Origin of the sequence: Mesorhizobium sp. M0601 (assembly GCF_040320845.1) — a bacterium.
Taxonomy (GTDB): domain Bacteria; phylum Pseudomonadota; class Alphaproteobacteria; order Rhizobiales; family Rhizobiaceae; genus Mesorhizobium.
In genome coordinates this window covers 245,089-262,252 of the sequence record NZ_JAMYQK010000003.1, presented here as the reverse complement: position 1 = coordinate 262,252, position 17,164 = coordinate 245,089, and the positions used below count along the sequence as shown (strand labels likewise).

Genomic DNA, 17,164 nt, shown 5'->3' with positions numbered 1-17,164 from the left:
GATGGCGAAGGGGGTCATCCTGCTGGCGGCGGGCGGAACGGGCGGACATCTGTTCCCGGCCGAGGCACTGGCGCACGAACTGACCGGGCGCGGCTGGGCGGTGCACCTGGCGACGGACGAACGCGCCGAGCGCTTTGCCGGGCAGTTCCCGGCGGCCGCCATCCATCCGATCCAGTCGGCGACGATGGGGTCGAAGAATCCTTTTGCCGTGCTCGCCGCATTTTGGAAAATCTGGCGCGGGGTGCGGCAGGCATCGGCCGTCATCGCCAGCGTCAAGCCCGCTATCGTGGTCGGCTTCGGCGGCTATCCGACGCTGCCGCCGCTTTACGCGGCGACCCGGCGCAAGGTGCCGACGCTGATCCACGAGCAGAACGCGGTGATGGGCCGCGCCAACCGGGCGCTCGCCGGCCGCGTCGACGCTATTGCCGGTGGTTTCCTGCCGGAAGACACAAGTGCTACAGGCGTCAAGACGGTGACCACCGGCAATCCGGTCAGGCCGCAAGTGCTGGAAGCGGCGAAGACGCCTTATGCCGCATCGGCCGGTGAAGAGCCGTTCCGATTTCTGGTGTTTGGCGGCAGCCAGGGCGCGCAGTTCTTTTCCGATGCGGTGCCGGCGGCGATCGCCCGGCTTTCCGATGCACAGCGCAGGCGGCTGGCGATCACCCAGCAGGCGCGCGCCGACGATGTGCCGCGGGTGAAAGCGGCCTATGCCACGCTTGACATCGAGGCCGAGGTGTCGCCCTTCTTCACCGACATGGCGGCGCGGCTGGCGGCGGCGCATCTGGTGATGTCGCGCTCCGGCGCATCGACCGTATCGGAAATCGCGGTGATCGGCCGGCCGGCGCTGCTGGTGCCTTATCCGCACGCGCTCGACCACGACCAGGCGGCGAATGCGGCGGCCCTTGCGGCAGCGGGCGGCGCCGAGGTGCATCCGCAATCCACGCTTTCGGCGGAGCGGATCGCCGTGCTTGTCGGTGGGCTGATGGATGATCCAGGCAAGGCGGCGACAATGGCCGCGGCGGCGAAATCGTCCGGAAAACCGGATGCCGCGCGGTTGCTCGCCGATCTGACAGAGGCTATTGCGTCCAGGAAAACCGTTTCGGAATTCAGGAAGGAGACGCACGCATGAAGATGCCGCAGACGATCGGCCTCGTGCATTTCATCGGCATTGGCGGCATCGGCATGAGCGGCATCGCCGAGGTGCTGCACAATCTCGGCTACAAGGTACAAGGGTCCGACCAGGCCGAAAGCGCCAATGTGCAGCGGCTGCGCGACAAGGGCATCGAATGCTTCGTCGGCCATCAGGCCGAGAACCTAGGCGAGGCCGAAGTGGTCGTCGTCTCCACCGCAATCAAGAAATCCAATCCGGAACTGAAGGCCGCGCGGGAAAAATTGCTTCCCATTGTCCGCCGCGCGGAGATGCTGGCAGAGCTGATGCGTTTCCGCCAAGCGGTGGCGATCGGCGGCACGCATGGCAAGACGACGACGACTTCGATGGTGGCGACGCTACTCGAAGCCGGCGGGCTCGACCCGACGGTAATCAATGGCGGCATCATCAATGCCTATGGCACCAATGCCCGCATGGGAGACGGCGAATGGATGGTGGTCGAGGCCGACGAGAGCGACGGCACCTTCCTCAAGCTGCCGGCCGAGATTGCCGTCGTCACCAATATCGACCCCGAGCACCTCGACCATTACGGCTCCTTCGACAAAGTGCGCGAAGCGTTTCGTCAGTTCGTCGAGAATGTGCCGTTCTACGGCTTTGGTGTGATGTGCACCGACCATCCCGAGGTGCAGGCGCTGGTCGGCCGCATCGAGGACCGGCGCGTCATCACCTATGGCGAAAATGCGCAGGCCGACGTGCGCTTCACCAATCACCGCATGGACGGCCCGACCTCGGAATTCGACGTGGTGATCCGCGACCGCAAGACGCACGGCCAGATAACGATATCAGGCCTGCGGCTGCCTATGCCCGGGCGCCACAATGTTTCCAATGCGACGGCGGCGATTGCCGTCGCGCATGAGCTCGGCCTTTCGGCTGAGGCAATCAAGAAGGGCCTGTCGTCCTTCGCCGGCGTCAAGCGCCGTTTCACCCATACCGGTTCGTGGAACGGTGTCGATGTGTTCGACGATTACGGCCATCATCCGGTCGAGATCACGGCGGTACTAAAGGCTGCGCGCAGCGCTACCAAGGGTCGCATCATCGCCGTTACCCAACCGCATCGCTTCACCCGGCTGCGCGATCTGTTCGACGAGTTTTCCGTCTGCTTCAACGATGCCGATACGGTAATGGTGGCGCCCGTCTATGCGGCCGGCGAGGAGCCGATCGACGGCGTTACGTCCGACGCACTGGTGTCGCGCATCCGCTCCGGCGGCCATCGCGACGCACGCTACATCGAAGGTCCGGCGGCGATTGCGCCGATTGTGCGCGAGGTGGCGAAGCCGGGCGATTTCGTCGTCTTCCTCGGTGCCGGCAACATCACCCAATGGGCCTATGCGCTGCCCAGGGAACTCGGCGGGACCATCTCATGATGCGCGGCCAGGCGTTGATCGAGAAGCTTGGCGACCGGCTTGCCGGACTGCGCGGCCGCATCACGCCCAATGCCGAGATGGACAAGATCACCTGGTTTCGAGCCGGCGGGCTGGCGGACGCATTGTTCCAGCCGGCCGACGAGGACGATCTTGCCACGTTCCTGAAGGCGGTGCCGGAGGAAATTCCGCTGACCATCGTCGGCGTCGGCTCGAACCTGCTTGTCCGTGACGGCGGCATTGCGGGCTTTGTCATCCGGCTTTCGGCCAAAGGCTTTGGCGAGACCGAAGTGATTGCGCCGACCACGATCAAGGCGGGCGCCGCGACACCCGACAAGCGCCTTGCGGCCGTTGCCTACGAGGCCGGCATCGGTGGCTTTCATTTCTACCACGGCATTCCCGGCGCCATTGGCGGAGCGCTGAGGATGAACGCCGGCGCCAATGGCGTCGAGACGCGCGAGCGCGTGGTCGAGGTACGGGCACTCGACCGCAAGGGCAATGTTCATACGCTGAGCAATGCCGATATGGGCTATGCCTATCGCCATTCAGCGGCGCCGTCCGGGCTGATCTTCACGTCGGCGCTGCTCGAAGGCATTCCTGAGGACAAGGCGGCGATCAAGACCGCGATGGATGCTGTCCAGAACCATCGCGAGACCGTGCAGCCGATCCGCGAAAAGACCGGTGGCTCTACCTTCAAGAATCCTGAGGGCACCTCGGCCTGGAAGGAGATCGACAAGGCCGGCTGCCGCGGCCTGATGGTCGGCGGGGCGCAGATGTCGCCGATGCATTGCAACTTCATGATCAACACCGGAACCGCCACGGGCTACGAGCTTGAATATCTCGGTGAGACGGTGCGTGCGCGCGTGCTCGAAAGATCGGGCATCCGGCTGCAGTGGGAGATCAAGCGCATCGGTAATTTTCGGCCGGGCCATGCCGTCCAGGAATTTCTCGGGCAGTTGCTTTAGGCAAGCTGACCGCCGTTGCCTTTCGGACTCATGAATTCACATTTTGCTGCCGTTTTTGCGGAAAGTGAATCCATCGGAATCGTAAGCACTTGCCAGCGAATCAACTCTCTGATTCTCTGCCCTGAAGCGTTTCCTGATTTGAGTCGTTTCGACGCGTTACTCGCGTTTCCGTCTGGGGGGGCAACCTGCCGGGAGACTCGGACTCAATGTTGCGGAAACACGGGAGCGAAGTTGCTCGGGCGCATTTGAGTGCGCGCGATGCTTTTCGGGGCATGCACGATGGTGCAGGCCTGCTGTGAGAGGAAATGACGGGGAATGACAAGCAAGCATGTGGCCGTTCTTCTGGGGGGATTCTCGTCCGAGCGGCCCGTGTCCCTGTCGTCGGGTAAGGCCTGCGCCGATGCGCTCGAGGGAGAGGGCTACCAAGTCACCCGCGTCGACGTCTCGCGCGACATCGGCTCGGTGCTCAGCGCGCTCAAGCCTGACGTCGTCTTCAATGCGCTGCACGGCCCTTTCGGCGAGGACGGCACCATCCAGGGCATCCTCGAGTACCTCGCCATTCCGTACACCCATTCCGGCGTGCTTGCCTCGGCGCTCGCGATGAACAAGGAACAGGCCAAGAAGGTCGCCAAGGCGGGAGGCATTCCGGTGGCGGAATCGAAGGTAGCCAATCGCTTCGCCATTCAGAACAAGCACCCGATGAAGCCGCCCTATGTCGTCAAGCCGGTCAACGAAGGGTCGAGCTTCGGTGTCGTCATCGTCCATGAAGGCCAGTCGCATCCGCCGCAGATCATCGGCTCGTCCGAGTGGAGATATGGCGATACGGTGATGGTCGAGCGTTATGTGCACGGGCGGGAATTGACCTGCGCGGTGATGGGCGATGTGGCGCTCGGTGTCTGCGAGATCATCCCGACCGGCCATTCCTTCTACGACTATGATTCAAAATACGTCGCGGGAGGATCAAAACACGAATGCCCGGCAAAACTTTCACCGAATATTTACCAAAAAATACAGACACTGACGCTCAAGGCTCACCAAGCTATCGGCTGTCGGGGCGTTTCCCGGTCGGACTTCCGTTATGACGATCGTCACTCCGAAAACGGCGAAATTGTCTGGCTCGAGGTCAACACCCAGCCGGGCATGACGCCGACGTCTTTGGTGCCGGAAATCGCCGCGCAAGCGGGACACTCGTTCGGCGATTTGTTGAGTTGGATGGTGGAGGACGCTTCGTGTCTGCGTTGAAGTGGGGACAGGGCAAGGGGAAGGGCGCGGCCGGGCCGGCGCTGTTCGGCATGCCGTTGTCGTTCGACCATTTCGTGCTGCCGCGCCTGCTCCGCCGGCCGGTGCGCGTGCTGGCGCGCCTCGGCGAAGGCGACTTCGAAGCGCCGCCCTATTGCGCTGCCATGCTGTCGGCGACACTGCTTGTTTCGAGCAGTGCCTATGGCGCCTATCTCGGCGGATATTCCGACGCCATCGTCCAGAGTGTCACTGCCCGCACCGGCTTTGCCGTCGACCAGGTCAAGGTCGTCGGCAACCGCGAAACGTCCGAGATCGATATTCTCGACAGGCTGGAACTCGACGGCTGGACCTCGCTGATCGGCTTCGATGCCGAAGCCGCGCGCGAACGCATCACCACGCTGCCCTGGGTCGAAGCCGCGGCAGTGCGCAAGGTCTACCCGCATACGCTGGAAGTGCGCGTCGAGGAGCGCGAGCCGTTCGCGTTGTGGCAGCAAGGCAGCGCGCTTTCGGTCATCGAGAAATCCGGCACCGTCATTGCGCCGTTCTCCGGCGGCAAGCAGATATTGCTGCCGCTGATTATCGGCACCGGCGCACCGGCCAAAGCGCCGGATTTCCTGGCCAAGATCAAGAATTATCCGGAGCTCGCCGCGCGGATCAAGGGCTATATCCGCATCGGCGAACGGCGCTGGGATCTCAAGCTTGAAAACGGCATCACGATCAAGCTTCCCGAAGACGGTGAGGACCAGGCGATTGCCGACCTGGTCAGGATGGATCACGAGAACGGGCTTTTGACGCGCGACATCGCCGCCGTCGACATGCGCCTTTCCGATCGTCTGGTCGTCCAGTTGACGCCGGAAGCGGCGACACAGCGCCAAGCCGCGCTCGACGAAAAGCCCAAGATGCTGAAGCGCAAGCCGGAGACGAAGATATGAGCTGGCTTGGCGGCAATAGCGATGCCTCGTCGCGCCGGTCCGGCATCCTGACGGTGCTGGATGTCGGGTCCAGCAAGGTCTGCTGCGTGGTGGCCAAACTCAAGCCGCGCGAGGATGGCAAGCTGCTGCGCGGACGCTCGCATCGCGTCCAGGTGATCGGCATCGGCCACCAGAAATCGCAAGGCGTGAAATCCGGCGTCGTCATCGATCTCGACCGTGCCGAGCACGCCATCCGTCTTGCCGTCGACGCCGCCGAACGCATGGCGGGACTGACGGTCGATTCGCTGATCGTCAACATGACTGCCGGCCGGCTGAAGAGCGAGGCTTTTTCGGCCACCATCAATCTCGGCGGCCATGAGGCCGACGAGGCCGACATCAAGCGCGTGCTTGCCGCCGGCGCCAAGCAGGCGTTGCGGGCCGAGCGCGAGGTGATCCATTCGCTTCCCGTAGCCTTTTCGCTGGATGCCGAGCGCGGTGTGCGCGATCCGCGCGGCATGGTTGGCGACCAGCTTGGCGTCGACATGCACGTGCTGACAGGCGACGCAGCGCCCTTGCGCAATCTGGAGCTCTGCATCAACCGCTCGCATCTGTCGGTTGAACGCATGGTGGCGACGCCCTATGCCAGTGGGCTTGCTGCGCTCGTCGACGACGAGCTCGAAATGGGCGCGGCCTGCATCGACATGGGCGGCGGCACGACGACGATCTCGGTGTTTTCGGAAGGCAAGTTCGTCCATGGCGATGCCATCGCGATCGGCGGCAACCACGTCACGCTGGATATGGCCAAGGGCCTGTCGACCTCGCTCGATGCCGCCGAAAGGCTGAAAGTGATGCATGGCTCGGCGCTGCCTGGCAGTGCCGACGACCGCGACCTGGTTTCCATCCATCCGATCGGCGAGGACGGCGAGGTGCCGTTGCAGATCCCGCGCTCGGTGATGACGCGCATCATCCGCGCCCGCATCGACGAGACGCTGGAATTGTTGCGCGACCGGCTGAACAAATCCGGCTACGGCAACGCCGTCGGCAAGCGCGTGGTGCTGACCGGCGGTGCCAGCCAGCTTGCCGGCCTGCCAGAAGCTGCACGCCGCATTCTCGGCCGCAATGTGCGCATCGGACGCCCGCTTGGCGTGGCAGGCTTGCCCGAGGCGGCCAAGGGGCCGGCTTTCTCGACCCCGGTCGGACTTCTGATCTATCCACAGATGGCGAGCTTCGAGAGCCGGCCGGCGAAGGGAATTTCCGGTCTTCGGATGACCGGAACAGGCGGAAAACTGCATCGAATGAGTCAGTGGTTGAGAGACAGTTTTTAATTTTGACGGGGACAGCCCCATAGGCGGCCGCGGCGGCGAAGCGGCGGGAAAGGCAAAGGACGAAGACAATGACCATCAATCTGCAGAAGCCGGACATCACCGAGCTCAAGCCGCGCATCACCGTGTTCGGTGTCGGCGGCGGCGGCGGCAATGCCGTCAACAACATGATCACCGCCGGCTTGCGCGGCGTCGAGTTCGTGGTGGCCAACACCGACGCGCAGGCACTGACGATGTCGAAGGCCGAGCGGCTGATCCAGCTCGGCGCGCATGTCACCGAAGGTCTCGGCGCCGGATCGCAGCCTGAAGTCGGGCGCGCGGCGGCGGAGGAATGCATCGACGAGATCATCGATCATCTCTCCAACACGCATATGTGCTTCGTCACTGCCGGCATGGGCGGCGGCACCGGCACCGGGGCGGCTCCCGTCGTTGCCCGCGCTGCCCGCGAAAAGGGTATCCTCACCGTCGGCGTCGTCACCAAGCCGTTCCACTTCGAAGGCCAGCGCCGCATGAAGACGGCCGACATGGGTATCGAGGAACTGCAGAAATGCGTCGATACCCTGATCGTCATTCCCAACCAGAACCTGTTCCGGCTGGCCAATGACAAGACCACCTTCGCCGATGCCTTCGCGATGGCCGACCAGGTGCTCTATTCGGGCGTTGCCTGCATTACCGACCTGATGGTCAAGGAAGGCCTGATCAATCTCGACTTCGCCGACGTCCGCTCGGTCATGCGCGAAATGGGCAAGGCGATGATGGGAACCGGCGAGGCTTCGGGCGAGGGCCGCGCAATGGCCGCGGCGGAAGCCGCCATCGCCAACCCGCTGCTCGACGAGACCTCGATGAAGGGCGCCAAGGGCCTGCTGATCTCGATCACCGGCGGCCGTGACCTGACCCTGTTCGAAGTCGATGAGGCTGCAACCCGCATTCGCGAAGAGGTCGACCAGGACGCCAACATCATTCTGGGCGCCACCTTCGACGAGGAACTCGAAGGCGTCATCCGCGTGTCGGTGGTCGCCACCGGCATCGACAAATCGGCGGCCGAAATCGCTGCCGCGCCGATCGCCATCCGCGCGGCTCCGCCGAAGCCGGTCAGCCGCCCGGCGGCCCAGGTCACGGAAATGCGCCCGGCGCCTGTCCAGCAACCAATCTATGAACCACGTGCTGCCGACCCGGTCGCCGAGGCCATTCAGCTCGCCGAAGCGAATGCGGCAGCGATGGCGCAGGCCCGCCCGGCACCGGTCGCCCATGCGGAAGACTTCCGTCCGCAGAGCAAGATCTTCCAGGCGCCTCCGGCTCAGCCGCAGCCGATGATGCAGCCAGCGGTTCAGCAAGCGATGCAGCCTGCTCCGCATCGTGAAATGCCGCAGCCGGTTGCCGCAGCACCCCAGCGCATGCCGCGGGTCGAGGATTTCCCGCCGCAGGTGAAGGCCGAAGTGGAAGCCAAGGCGCGCCCGGCCGACCACGAAAACAGCGGCCCGATGGGCTTGCTCAAGCGCCTGACCAACGGCTTGACCCGCCGCGAAGAGGAGCCTGCAAGGCTGCAGCCGGCGCAGCCGCGCGAACCGAAACTGCGCCAGGCGCCGGCGGAAGTGCGCCGCCTTGCCAGCCAGGATCCGCAGCTTTACGCGCCGCGCCGCGGCCAGCTGGACGAGCAGGGCCGACTGACGCCGCAGAGCCGGGCTGTCCAGGAAGACGATCAGTTGGAGATTCCCGCCTTCCTGCGCCGACAGGCCAATTGATCTGTTGACGGTTCGTAACAGTTATTAACAGGCGAGCAGGAAACTGTTCGCCTGTTAACCTTAAAGTGATTGTAAAACAAGGACTTATGGGGCAATCCCGCGCTGGACCGCAGTTACAAAGAGTAAGAAACCGTGATTTGGAGTCTCCCCGCGGGACCATTATCTTCGCCACCGACCAAAGTCGGTTTGCTGGGAGTCTCGGGGAAGTGGCCCTGCCTGCCGATCAATCAAGAGCCGCGCCCTCAGGGCAGAAGCGGACCTAGGCAGCATGGGCTATGGGGATTGTTTTGCACGACTATCAGACGACACTTAAATCGCGCGCGACGCTGACTGGCATCGGCGTTCACAGTGGCAATCCGGTCACCGTCCATTTCCTGCCGGCGGATGCCGATACGGGTGTCGTCTTCCGGCTCTCGAATGCAAGCGGAAGCCACGAATTTCGCGCGCTCGTCTCCGAGGTCGGCGCCACCGATCTCTGCACCATGCTTGGCGATCCGCAAGGCGAGCACATTGCCACGGTCGAGCATCTGATGGCGACGCTTTTCGGGCTTGGAATCGACAATCTCGTCATCGAAATCGACGGCCATGAGGTGCCTATCCTCGACGGCAGCGCAGTGATGTTCGTCGAGGCCATTGACCAGGCAGGCATCGAAACGCTGCCGGTCAAGCGCCGCTATATCAGGGTGGTCAAGCCGGTTCGCATCGAGAACGGCGCCTGCTGGGCGGAGTTCCGGCCCTATGACGGCACGCGCTTCGAGATCGAGATCGATTTCGAAAGCCCGGCGATCGGGCGCCAGCTTTTTGCATCCGACATGAACGCCGACATTTTCCGGCATGACGTCGCGCGGGCCCGCACTTTCGGTTTCATGAAGGACGTCGAGCGGCTGTGGGCGGCCGGCTATGCGCTCGGCTCCTCGTTGGAAAACTCCCTGGTGATCGGCGACGACAACCGCGTGATCAATATGGGAGGCCTGCGCTATCCCAACGAGTTCGCGCGCCACAAGACGATGGATGCGATGGGCGACCTGGCGCTCGCCGGTGCCCGGTTCATCGGCTGCTTCCGCTCCTATCGTGGCGGCCACAGGCTGAACGCAGCTGCGCTGCGCCGTCTCTTGTCCGACCGTTCGGCTTTCGAGATCGTTGAGACGACGCGCCGCGAGCGCGGGCGTACCGCCGAGATGAGCGCCGTCAACGCACCCCTCTATGCGCCCTGGATGATCTGATTCTTAAGGTCTTGCGGCTCCCGTTGCGGTCAAGCTGTGTTGCATGGATGCATCACCGGCCTGCCAAATTACACAGCTTTCCAGGTAGCGCCAAAGCGCCACAAAAATGTGCGATTGGCCGGGGATAGCGTTGCCGGGCAAGGCAATTATGGTTTATGGCTGCTGCCGTCGACTGAAATGACGCCGAAAGGGCGGAATCCAAACATGTTTTTCAAGCGAGTTGGTCAATCGAAGGCGCCGCGGCGGGCTGTTTTCCTGGCGCTTTCGGTGGTCGTTCCATCGCTGTTTCTGTCGGCCTGCATGTCGTCCGAGAAGGACGTCGATCTGTCGACCTATGTCGATCAGACCGAGCCGGCCGACGTGCTCTACAATCAGGGTCTCGCCAATCTGAATGCCGGGCGACTGCAGGAGGCAAGCCGCAAGTTCGATGCCGTCGACCGCCAGCATCCATATTCCGAATTCGCCCGCAAATCGATGGTGATGGGTGCCTTTGCCGACTACCGTCAGGGCAATTACGATGAGGCGATCGGTTCGGCCAAGCGCTACCTGACCCTCTACCCGTCGACCGACGATGCGGCCTATGCCCAATATATTATCGGGCTGAGCTACTACCGCCAGATCAAGGACGTCACCCAGGACCAGAAGGAAGCGCGTCTTACCGCGCAGACGATGCAGGATCTGGTAACGCGCTGGCCGACTTCCGAATATGTTGATGATGCCAAGGAGAAGATCCGCTTCGCCAACGATCAGCTCGCCGGCAAGGAGATGCAGATCGGCCGCTACTATCTCGAGCGCCGCGAATATATCGCGGCCGTTAAACGGTTCCGCAACGTCGTGGAGAACTATTCCAACACACGTCATGTCGAGGAAGCGCTGGCGCGTCTGACCGAGAGCTACTATGCGATGGGGCTGACGTCGGAAGCCCAGACCGCTGCGGCCGTGCTCGGCACCAACTATCCCGACAGCCAGTGGTACAAGGACTCCTACAAGCTCCTGCAGAGTGGTGGGCTCGAGCCGCGCGAGAATGCCGGATCGTGGATCTCCAAGGCCGGGAAGCTGATCACCGGCGCCTGAGCGGCGCGTCACCATGCTCTCCAGACTGTCGATCCGCGATATCGTTCTGATCGAGAAGCTGGACATCGACTTCTCGTCCGGCCTTTCGGTCCTTACCGGCGAAACCGGCGCCGGAAAATCCATCCTGCTCGACGCCTTGTCGCTGGCGCTTGGCGCCCGCGGCGACGCTTCGCTGGTGCGGCATGGCGCGGCACAAGGCCAGATCATCGCCGTGTTCGACGTGCCGCGCAACCACGCGGCTCGCATGTTGCTTGCCGAGAATGCCATCGAGGACGACGGCGAAATCATCCTGCGCCGCGTCCAGACGGCTGACGGCCGCACGCGCGTGTTCGTCAACGACCAGCCGTCCAGCGTGACGCTGATGCGCGACATCGGCCGTGCGCTGGTCGAGATCCACGGCCAGCATGACGAGCGCGCTTTGGTCGATCCCGGCGCCCATCGCGAGTTGCTCGACAGTTTCGGCGGCCATCTCGGCGCTGCTCGGGCAACCGGCGAGGCGTGGCGGCATTGGCGTACCTGCGAGCAGGAATTTTCACGGCACCGGGCCAAAGTCGAAGCAGCTGCCCGTGAGGCCGATTATCTGCGTGCAGCGGTCGCCGAATTGACCAGGCTCGATCCGCAACCTGGCGAAGAGACCGAGCTGGCCGAATTGCGCGCCTTGATGATGCGTGCCGAAAAGATCGCCTCGGAAATCCACGATGCGCAGGATGTGCTCTCGGGTCCGTCCTCGCCCTTGCCGCAACTGGCCAGCCTGCTCAGGCGGCTGCAGCGCAAGGTCACCGAAGCGCCCGGGCTGCTCGAGGATGTCGTCAAGTCGCTCGACGAGGCGATGCTGTCGCTCGACGCGGCGCAGTCGGGCGTCGAAGCAGCACTTCGCGCCACCGAATATGATCCGCAGCGGCTGGAGAAGGCTGAGGAGCGGCTGTTTTCGCTGCGTGCCGCCTCGCGCAAGCACAGCGTCGCCGTCGATGACCTGGCGCAATTGCGTGACACCATGGCTGCCGACCTTGCCGATCTCGACGCCGGCGAAGAGCGCCTGCAGGCGCTGGAGAAACAGGCTGCGGCGGCGCGCCAGGCCTATGACACTACGGCGGCCCAGCTGTCGTCGCTTCGCCATGCGGCGGCTGTCGGGCTGAGCAAGGCGGTGATGGCCGAACTGCCGGCGCTGAAGCTCGAACGCGCCGAGTTCATCGTCGAGATCGCAAGCGATGCCGAGAGCCGCATGGAAGAAGGCATCGACCAGGTCGAGTTCTGGGTGCGCACCAATCCCGGCACCAGGCCCGGCCCAATGATGAGGGTCGCTTCCGGCGGCGAGCTTTCGCGCTTCCTGCTGGCGTTGAAGGTAGCACTCGCTGACCGGGGCTCGGCGCCGACCTTGGTATTTGATGAGATTGACACCGGCGTCGGCGGCGCGGTTGCCGACGCCATCGGCCAGCGGCTGGCGCGGCTGGCAAAACGCGTGCAGGTGCTTTCGGTCACGCATGCACCGCAAGTGGCGGCGCGCGCGGCGACGCATTTCCTGATCTCCAAATCAGGCGGTGCCGACCGGGTCTCGACCGGCATCGCCGAGATGGACCGGGCGGCACGGCAGGAGGAGATCGCACGCATGCTCGCCGGCGCCACCATCACCGACGAGGCGCGCGCGGCGGCCGAGCGGCTGCTACGGGAGAACACCGCGGCAGCGTAGAGCGGTTCATCGTTCCACGGAAACGCCGAACCGCTCTACTTCTTTGTTTTGCGCAATTCCGGACGGAAAACCGTTTCACACTTTTCCTGGAATTGCTCCAGGCGAGTTCGTTTCCGGCGCTCGCGACCTGAGTCAGGGTATGGCTCCATCCTGCTGTTCAGGCATGATTTTCCGTGTCTGGTCTCTCCCTCATGAGAGAATCCTGTTCTATTGTGTCGCGCCACCGTGAAGGGAGCCGTGCATGGACGAAAAACCAGTCGATTCGCTCAGCGAAAGCGAGGCGGCAAGCGAGTTGAAGCGGTTGGCGCAGGAGATCGCCGAGCACGACCGGCGCTACCACGGCGAGGACGCGCCGATAATCACGGATGCGGAATATGACGCGCTGACGCGGCGCAACCTCGCCATCGAGCAGCGATTCCCGCATCTTGTGCGCGAGGATTCGCCCTCGCGCAGGGTCGGCGCGCCGCCGGCGGAAGGTTTTGCCAAGGTGCGCCACGCGGTGCCGATGCTCAGCCTTGCCAAGGCCTATACCGACCAGGACGTCGCGGACTTCATAGAACGGGGCCGGCGATTCTTTGACCGCGACAAGGATCTGAACATCGCCTTCACGGCGGAGCCGAAGATCGACGGGCTATCGGCTTCCCTGCGGTATGAAGGCGGTGTGTTCGTGCAGGGAGCAACGCGCGGCGACGGCGTCGTCGGCGAGGACATCACCGCCAATCTCAAGACCATCGCCGATATTCCCAAGACCTTGAAGGGATCGGACTGGCCCGAGGTCATCGAAATACGAGGTGAGGTCTATATGACCTACGCGGAATTCGAGGCGCTGAAGCAACGTTCGGCGGCGATAGGCGGCCAGGATTACGTCAATCCGCGTAACACGGCGGCCGGGTCGCTCCGCCAAAAGGACCCGTTAGTTACCGCCAGCCGCAACCTTAAATTCTTTGCTTACGCCTGGGGCTATACTTCAAAGGATCCAGCTCCGACCCAATACGATTCCGTGCAGAAATTCGCCGAGTGGGGGTTCAAGGTCAGTCCGCTGATGGTCCGGGCAAAATCGGTCGAGGAACTGGTCGCGCATTATCACCTTATCGAGGCCCAGCGCTCATCGCTCGGCTACGACATCGACGGCGTCGTCTACAAGGTCGACCAATTGGAGTTGCAGCGCAGATGGGGCTTTGTCACCGGCGAACCACGCTGGGCGATCGCTCATAAATTTCCGGCCGAACAGGCGATGACGACCGTGCTCAGGATCGACATTCAGGTCGGCCGTACCGGTACGCTGGCGCCCGTTGCCCGGCTTGCGCCCGTCACGGTCGGCGGCGTCGTGGTCGAAAATGTCACGCTTCACAACGAAGACTACATCAAGGGTCTGGACAGCAACGGCCAGCCGATCCGCGACGGCAACGACATCCGTATCGGCGACACGGTGGTCATCCAGCGGGCGGGGGACGTCATTCCGCAGATCGTCAGCGTCGTCGTCGACAAGCGTCCGCCAGATGCCGTGCCCTACGAATTCCCGCACAAATGTCCGATCTGCGGCTCACCCGCAACGCGCGAGATCAACGAGAAGACCGGCAAGGAGGATTCCCGCCGACGGTGCACCGGCGAGCTGATCTGCCCCGCGCAGGCCGTGGAAGGATTACGCCACTTTGTGTCGCGCGGCGCCATGGATATCGAAGGCCTGGGCGCTGAAAACATAGACCTGTTCTTCAATGCCGGGTTGGTCAAGACAGCCGCCGATATCTTCACCCTCCGGGACCGCCGTCCCGCCGTCACCAAGGCGCTGGCGGAGCGACGGGAGGAGCAGGCCAGGCAGCGCGAGGCCGCATCGGGCAAAACGCGCAAGAATGTACGCAGCGTCGAGGAACGCAACTATGACGGCCTCGACAAGCTCTTCGCTGCCATCGACGCCCGCCGCGAACCGGAACTTGATCGCTTCATCTTTGCGCTGGGCATCCGCCATATCGGCGAAACGACGGCCGCTGTGCTTGCCCGAACCTTCTCGACGATCGAGGAGTTGATCCGCATTGGCAAGGAGACAGCAGCGGCAGCCGATCCACACACCGTTTTTCCTTCGATCAACGGCATCGGCGATACGGTGATAGGCGCGCTTCGCGATTTCTTCGGCAATGAACGCAACGACGCCGTGCTTGAAGCGCTGCTCACACAGGTCCACCCGAAGCCGTACATTGTGAACGTCTCAGCCGATAGTGCAGTCGCCGGCAAGACAATCGTGTTTACAGGCACGCTGGAAAAGATGACGCGCCCGGAGGCCAAGGCGATGGCCGAACGTCTCGGCGCGAAGGTCGCCGGCTCGGTTTCTGCGAAGACCGATCTCCTGGTGGCAGGGCCAGGCGCCGGTTCCAAGCTGAAGGATGCGACCAAATTCGGCATCGAGGTGATCGACGAGGACACCTGGCTGCAGCGGATTGGCAAGGGCGGGTGATGGCGGCTGCGTTCAACGGTTTTGGGCAAAAGGCCATTCCCTTCCTCAAGGCGCTGGATTTTCATCAGAGCCGGGAGTGGTTTTTGGAAAACCGCGACCTTTTCGAACGCGACCTGCGCGACCCCTTCGGCGATCTGGTCGAGACGCTCTCCGAGCGCTTCATGGCATTGGGGCTCGGCCTGCGCGGCGACCGCAAGAAGTCGCTGTTCCGGATTAATCGCGACGTGCGTTTCGCCAAGGACAAACGGCCTTATAACCGGCATTTGTCGGCGATCCTTTCGCCCGACGGCACCAAGATGGAACAGGGCGTGTTTTACGTCCATATCGGGCTCGAGCGATGCTTTGCCGCCATTGCCTGGTGGCAGCCCGGACCGGAGCTATTGCTGGCGCTGCGCAACGCGATCGCGAAGCGGCCCGCTGAATTCCGCAGCCTCGTCGCGGCGCTGAAGAAGAACGGCCTCGAGATCGACCCGGACGGCTGCATGAAGCGCACGCCGCGCGGCTTCGAGCATATCGCCGAGCCCGATCTCGCTGCCGCGATCCGCAACCGGCATTTTGCCGTCCGGCACGCAATCGAGCCGGCGGATATCTACGGAGCTGGATTGGTCGACGAACTCGTCGACTTCGTCATGCGGGCAAAACCGCTGCTTGACTGGGGCAGGGCGATCGAAGGCAAGGCTTCGCCGCGCTAGGCTCGGAAGCGAGCTTGCCGCGACGCTTCAGCCATCATTTCCGCTGATCGTTTGCCTCAAGCAAATTGGTGTGACAAGCCGGGCCGCTCTCTCTACATACGGCCGTTCCCAAGGAGCGATCGATGTCGGCGGAAGCAATCTCCGAAAACGGAGCGAAAAGCGATTTCTGGGACGGCGTGCGGCTCAGCATGCCCGTCGTGGTGGCGTCGGCGCCGTTTGCATTGCTGTTCGGTGCGCTCGCAGTCGACAACGGGTTTTCCGTGCTCGAAGCGTTCCTGATGAGCGCAACGGTGTTCGGCGGCGCCAGCCAGATGGTCGGCATCGAGCTGTTCGGCCAGCATGTCGCGCCGTGGCTGATCGTGCTGTCGATCTTCGCCGTGAATTTTCGCCACGTGCTCTATTCGGCTGGCATCGGCCGGCGCATTGCGCATTGGCCGCTGGTGCAGCAGGCGATAGGCTATTTTGTATTGACCGATCCGCAGTTCGCGGTGGCCGAGCGCAAGGCGGAGGCCGGCGAGACCGTCGGGTTCACCTGGTATATGGGCCTTGGGCTGCCGGTCTATGTGTTCTGGGTCATCGAAAGCGCGCTCGGCGCGATGTTCGGCAAGCTTATTCCCGACACCCATGCGTTGGGCATCGATTTCCTGCTGCCGATCTATTTTCTCGGCCTGGTCATGAGCTTCCGCAAGCGGCCGCTGTGGCTGCCGGTGGTCGTCGCCAGCGCTGCCGCCTCCATAATTGCATACAAAACGGTCGGCTCGCCCTGGCATGTCTCCATAGGTGCGCTGGCGGGCGTGCTGCTCGCCGTCATCCTGCCGCCCCGCCACAGCGGCGTGGGGGCACAGCCATGAGCACGACCTTGTGGATCATCATCGCCGCTTCGATCGCGACCTATCTGACCCGCATCGGCGGTCATCTGGTGATCTCCCGCTTCGATCATATCCATCCGCGCGTCGAAGCCGGGCTCAGCGCCGTTCCGGCGGCGGTGCTGACGACGCTGGTGGCGCCGGCGGCCGTGAGTGCCGGGCCGGCGGAATGGGCAGCCTTGATCGTCGCTGGCCTGGTCTCGCTGCGTGGCGGCCTGATGGCGATGTTCCTGGCGGGTGCTGCCGTGCTGATCCTCGCCCGGCAGCTCGTCGGCTGATCGACTTTTGCCTTGGCGGCGAGAGCACACATGCGCTTTACCGCAGCGACTATTGCCGCGCCGACCCGCGACAGGCTCAGCCGGACCGCCTCCGATCTCTCCTGGTGGGCGCGACGCACGGCGTCGGTATAGAGCGCTTCGCGCTGCTTCGGCGTCAATGCGCTTAGATCGGTCGGCTGGATGCCGA

At 63.4% G+C, this 17,164-nt stretch carries 14 protein-coding genes; all 14 read left to right on the top strand.

The genetic code is table 11. From position 1 onward, the window contains the following. The first annotated feature begins 1 nt into the window (after position 1). The 14 genes from murG (at position 2) to NKI41_RS05320 (ending at position 16,977) form a co-directional block, all read left to right on the top strand. Positions 2 to 1,129: an undecaprenyldiphospho-muramoylpentapeptide beta-N-acetylglucosaminyltransferase gene (gene murG, locus NKI41_RS05385; protein WP_023676764.1), complete on the top strand. Its 1,128-nt coding sequence runs from the start codon at positions 2 to 4 to the stop codon at positions 1,127 to 1,129. Next, complete coding sequence (gene murC, locus NKI41_RS05380; RefSeq protein ID WP_352681802.1) at positions 1,126 to 2,532, top strand: UDP-N-acetylmuramate--L-alanine ligase; 1,407 nt, start codon at positions 1,126 to 1,128, stop codon at positions 2,530 to 2,532. The genes murG and murC overlap by 4 nt, the downstream gene beginning before the upstream one ends. Beyond that, positions 2,529 to 3,494 (top strand): UDP-N-acetylmuramate dehydrogenase, encoded by a 966-nt coding sequence (gene murB, locus NKI41_RS05375; RefSeq protein WP_352681800.1) that lies wholly within the window; start codon positions 2,529 to 2,531, stop codon positions 3,492 to 3,494. Before murC ends, murB begins: the two co-directional genes overlap by 4 nt. Before the next feature lie 315 nt (positions 3,495 to 3,809). After that, a complete protein-coding gene (locus NKI41_RS05370; RefSeq protein WP_352471563.1) occupies positions 3,810 to 4,736 on the top strand; it encodes a D-alanine--D-alanine ligase in 927 nt (308 codons plus the stop codon). After that, positions 4,724 to 5,665: a cell division protein FtsQ/DivIB gene (locus tag NKI41_RS05365; protein ID WP_352681798.1), complete on the top strand. Its 942-nt coding sequence runs from the start codon at positions 4,724 to 4,726 to the stop codon at positions 5,663 to 5,665. The genes NKI41_RS05370 and NKI41_RS05365 overlap by 13 nt, the downstream gene beginning before the upstream one ends. Beyond that, entirely contained in the window at positions 5,662 to 6,969 is a 1,308-nt protein-coding gene (ftsA, locus tag NKI41_RS05360; RefSeq protein WP_352471565.1) for a cell division protein FtsA, read from the top strand. The genes NKI41_RS05365 and ftsA overlap by 4 nt, the downstream gene beginning before the upstream one ends. A gap of 68 nt (positions 6,970 to 7,037) precedes the next feature. Continuing rightward, on the top strand, positions 7,038 to 8,708 hold the full coding sequence (gene ftsZ, locus NKI41_RS05355; RefSeq protein WP_254818983.1) for a cell division protein FtsZ: 1,671 nt from the start codon (positions 7,038 to 7,040) through the stop codon (positions 8,706 to 8,708). 275 nt (positions 8,709 to 8,983) lie between these two features. Then, complete coding sequence (gene lpxC, locus NKI41_RS05350) at positions 8,984 to 9,931, top strand: UDP-3-O-acyl-N-acetylglucosamine deacetylase (RefSeq protein WP_352681796.1); 948 nt, start codon at positions 8,984 to 8,986, stop codon at positions 9,929 to 9,931. 204 nt (positions 9,932 to 10,135) lie between these two features. Then, positions 10,136 to 11,005 (top strand): outer membrane protein assembly factor BamD, encoded by an 870-nt coding sequence (locus NKI41_RS05345; protein WP_352501057.1) that lies wholly within the window; start codon positions 10,136 to 10,138, stop codon positions 11,003 to 11,005. A 13-nt stretch (positions 11,006 to 11,018) separates the two neighbouring features. Then, positions 11,019 to 12,692 carry a DNA repair protein RecN gene (gene recN, locus NKI41_RS05340; RefSeq protein ID WP_352681793.1) on the top strand — a complete coding sequence of 558 codons (1,674 nt, stop codon included), beginning with the start codon at positions 11,019 to 11,021 and terminating at the stop codon, positions 12,690 to 12,692. A 241-nt stretch (positions 12,693 to 12,933) separates the two neighbouring features. Continuing rightward, positions 12,934 to 15,141 (top strand): NAD-dependent DNA ligase LigA, encoded by a 2,208-nt coding sequence (ligA, locus tag NKI41_RS05335; RefSeq protein ID WP_352681791.1) that lies wholly within the window; start codon positions 12,934 to 12,936, stop codon positions 15,139 to 15,141. Beyond that, a complete protein-coding gene (locus tag NKI41_RS05330; RefSeq protein ID WP_352681789.1) occupies positions 15,141 to 15,833 on the top strand; it encodes a DUF2461 domain-containing protein in 693 nt (230 codons plus the stop codon). Before ligA ends, NKI41_RS05330 begins: the two co-directional genes overlap by 1 nt. A gap of 122 nt (positions 15,834 to 15,955) precedes the next feature. After that, positions 15,956 to 16,684: an AzlC family ABC transporter permease gene (locus NKI41_RS05325; RefSeq protein WP_352681787.1), complete on the top strand. Its 729-nt coding sequence runs from the start codon at positions 15,956 to 15,958 to the stop codon at positions 16,682 to 16,684. Next, on the top strand, positions 16,681 to 16,977 hold the full coding sequence (locus NKI41_RS05320; protein WP_352501052.1) for an AzlD family protein: 297 nt from the start codon (positions 16,681 to 16,683) through the stop codon (positions 16,975 to 16,977). The genes NKI41_RS05325 and NKI41_RS05320 overlap by 4 nt, the downstream gene beginning before the upstream one ends. The last annotated feature ends 187 nt before the right edge of the window (positions 16,978 to 17,164 follow it).